Genomic DNA, 3,030 nt, shown 5'->3' with positions numbered 1-3,030 from the left:
CCGGGGGCAGCTCCTCCCACAGCGCGAGGAGCCGTGCGCGGGCCTCGACCCTGTCCCCCGCGTGCAGCAGCAGCGCGGCCTGACCGATCCGCGTCGCGACCCCGCGGTCCCTCGTCTCCTCGTGCCGTCCGCGCACCCGCCGCCTCCGCTCGCCGCCCGCACCGTCGCCGGGCGGGCGGCGGTACGGGCACGCTAACGGCAGCCCCGGGCCGGGCGGCTCAGGCGGGGCTCAGCCCAGGTCGGGGATACGCCAGTCGATCGCCTTGTGGCCCTGCGCGGCGAGCGCCCCGTCGATCTGCGTGAAGGGGCGCGAGCCGAAGAACTTCTTCGCCGAGAGCGGGGAGGGGTGCGCGCCCTTCACGACGACGTGCCGCTCGGTGTCGATGAGGGGGAGCTTCTTCTGCGCGTAGGCGCCCCACAGGACGAACACGGCCGGGTCGCGGCGCGCCGAGACGGCGCGGATGACGGCGTCCGTGAACCGCTCCCAGCCCTTGTTCTTGTGCGAGTTCGCCTCGCCCTCGCGGACGGTGAGCACCGCGTTGAGGAGCAGGACGCCCTGCTCGGCCCAGGGCATGAGGTAGCCGTTGTCGGGGACGGGGGTGCCGAGGTCGGCGTGCATCTCCTTGTAGATGTTGCGCAGGGACGGCGGGACGCGGACGCCCGGCCGCACGGAGAAGCACAGACCGTGGCCCTGGCCCGCGCCGTGGTAGGGGTCCTGGCCCAGGACGAGGACCTTGACGTCCTCGAAGGGGGTCGCGTCGAGCGCCGCGAAGACCTGCTCCGCCGGTGGGTAGACCGGGCCCGCCTCGCGTTCCGCGGCGACGAAGGCCATCAGCTCGGCGAAGTAGGGCTGCTCCAGCTCCTCGCCGAGTACGCCGCTCCAGGACGCGGGCAGGGGGGCGGCAGGGGTCACGGTCACGTCAACAACCTCCGGGTGTGCGCTCGGTACGTCACCGAACCTACCGGGAGGCACTGACAACCCTCGCCGGGCCCGTGCGCCCGCACGAAGACAACCCCTGCCGCACCCGTGCGCCCGCGCGAAAAGGCCGCGCCCGCCCCCGTACGGCCTGCGTACGAGGACGGGCGCCCGGGGCCGGCGGGTGGTCCCGGCCGCACCCGCCGTGCGGCCGGGCTCAGCCCACGCCCGCGTTGAGGAAGATGCCGCCGTCCAGGACGAGGGTCTGCCCGGTGATCCAGCCGGAGCGGTCCGAGGTCAGGAACTCGGCGGCGCCCCCGATGTCCTCGGGCACGCCGAGCCGGCCGAGCGGGTACGTCGCGGCGACCTCGGCCTCGCGGCCCTCGTACAGCGCCTCGGCGAACTTCGTCTTGACGACGGCCGGGGCGAGCGCGTTGACGCGGACGACGGGCGCGAACTCGTGCGCGAGCTGGAGGGTGAGGTTGACCATGGCGGCCTTGCTCATCCCGTACGCGCCGATGAAGGGCGAGGCGGAGATCCCGGCGAGCGAGGCGATGTTGACGATCGTGCCGCCGTGGTCCTTCTGCCAGGCCCGCCACGTCTGCTGCGCGAAGCCGAGCGCGGAGAGCACGTTCGTGTCGTACACCTTGCGGGCCACGTTGAGGTCGAGTTCGGCGATCGGGCCGAAGACCGGGTTGGTGCCCGCGTTGTTGACGAGGTGGTCGACGCGGCCGAACGCCTCCATCGTCGCGGCGACGGCGGCGGCCTGGTGCGCCTCGTCGTGCGCCTTGCCCGCCACGCCGATGACGCGGTCGGAGCCGAGACGCTCGACGGCCTCCTTGAGCGCCTCCTCGCCGCGCCCCGTGATGCACACGCGGTCGCCGCGTGCCACGAGGGCCTCCGCGATGCCGTAGCCGATGCCCCTGCTGGCCCCGGTGACGAGGGCGACCTCTCCCGAGTCCGGCCGCTGCTGCTCAGTCATCTGGTGCTGTCCTTCCGGGTGTTCAGTTGAGCGGGCCGCCGGCCACGTACAGGACCTGGCCCGAGACGAAGCCGGCCGCCTCGGCGGTGAAGAAGGCGATGGCGTTGGCGATGTCCTCGGGGTGCCCGACGCGCTGGACGGGGATCTGCGAGGCGGCGGCCTTCTGGAAGTCCTCGAAGCCCATGCCGACGCGCTCGGCGGTCGCGGCCGTCATGTCGGTGGCGATGAAGCCGGGAGCGACGGCGTTCGCGGTGACGCCGAACTTGCCCAGCTCGATGGCGAGGGTCTTCGTGAAGCCCTGCATCCCGGCCTTGGCCGCGGAGTAGTTGACCTGGCCGCGGTTGCCGAGCGCGGAGGAGCTGGAGAGGTTGACGATGCGGCCGAACTTGGCGTCGACCATGTGCTTCTGCACGGCGCGGGCCATGAGGAAGGCGCCGCGCAGGTGGACGCCGAGGACGGTGTCCCAGTCGCTCACGCTCATCTTGAAGAGCAGGTTGTCGCGGAGCACGCCCGCGTTGTTGACGAGGATCGTCGGGGCGCCCAGCTCGGCGGCGATCCGCGCGACGGCGGCCTCGACCTGCGCCTCGTCCGAGACATCGGCGCCGACCGCGAGGGCCTTGCCGCCCGCGGCGGTGATCTTCTCGACGGTGTCCTTGCAGGCCGCCTCGTCGAGGTCGATGACGGCGACGGCGCGGCCCTCCTCGGCGAGGCGGATCGCGGTGGCCGCGCCGATTCCGCGGGCCGCACCGGTGACGACGGCTACGCGCTGCTCGGTGGTGGACATGTGGTGTTCTCCTCGTCCCTGGGGGAAACCTCGGCGCCCGGTACGGCGGGGCTCGCGCGCGGTGGGCTCCTCACACTACCGCGCACGAATGAGCGACCGCTTAGTACCTTGGGTGGAAGTGACGCTAGAAGGCGTGGCACCGGGTGTCAACGGCCCCGGCCCGCGGGCGGCGTGTGATCCCTCTCGCGCGAGGCGGGGGCGGGCTGCCGTACGGGACCGGGGAGCGGCGGTCAGGGAACGAGCCGCTCCAGCAGCCGGTCCAGCTCCGCGCCCGGCGCCCGCGTCAGCCCGGTGTGCACGGGACCGGGCTGGAGGAGGGCCGAGCGCGGTGCAACGAGCCAGCGGAAG

4 protein-coding genes are annotated in these 3,030 nt (G+C 73.1%); all 4 read right to left on the bottom strand.

Annotation, left to right across the window (positions count from 1 at the left end; genetic code table 11):
* Positions 1-229: 229 nt before the first annotated feature.
* The gene (gene ung / locus G3I42_RS13635) at positions 230-913 is read right to left on the bottom strand and encodes a uracil-DNA glycosylase (protein ID WP_164285759.1); all 684 of its coding nucleotides are present in this window, start codon (positions 911-913) and stop codon (positions 230-232) included.
* A gap of 220 nt (positions 914-1,133) precedes the next feature.
* Positions 1,134-1,898 (bottom strand): SDR family oxidoreductase, encoded by a 765-nt coding sequence (locus tag G3I42_RS13630; RefSeq protein WP_164285757.1) that lies wholly within the window; start codon positions 1,896-1,898, stop codon positions 1,134-1,136.
* Between the two features lie 22 nt (positions 1,899-1,920).
* Positions 1,921-2,682 (bottom strand): 3-oxoacyl-ACP reductase FabG, encoded by a 762-nt coding sequence (gene fabG, locus G3I42_RS13625; protein WP_164285755.1) that lies wholly within the window; start codon positions 2,680-2,682, stop codon positions 1,921-1,923.
* 230 nt (positions 2,683-2,912) lie between these two features.
* Positions 2,913-3,030 (bottom strand): DUF3037 domain-containing protein (locus tag G3I42_RS13620; RefSeq protein WP_164285753.1); only part of this gene is annotated, 118 nt, incomplete at its 5' end.

The organism is Streptomyces sp. SID11385, from assembly GCF_010548245.1.
In the GTDB taxonomy this organism is placed as follows: Bacteria; Actinomycetota; Actinomycetes; order Streptomycetales; family Streptomycetaceae; genus Streptomyces.
Note: the sequence above shows the minus strand (reverse complement) of the source record. Positions and strands in the feature narration are given on the sequence as shown.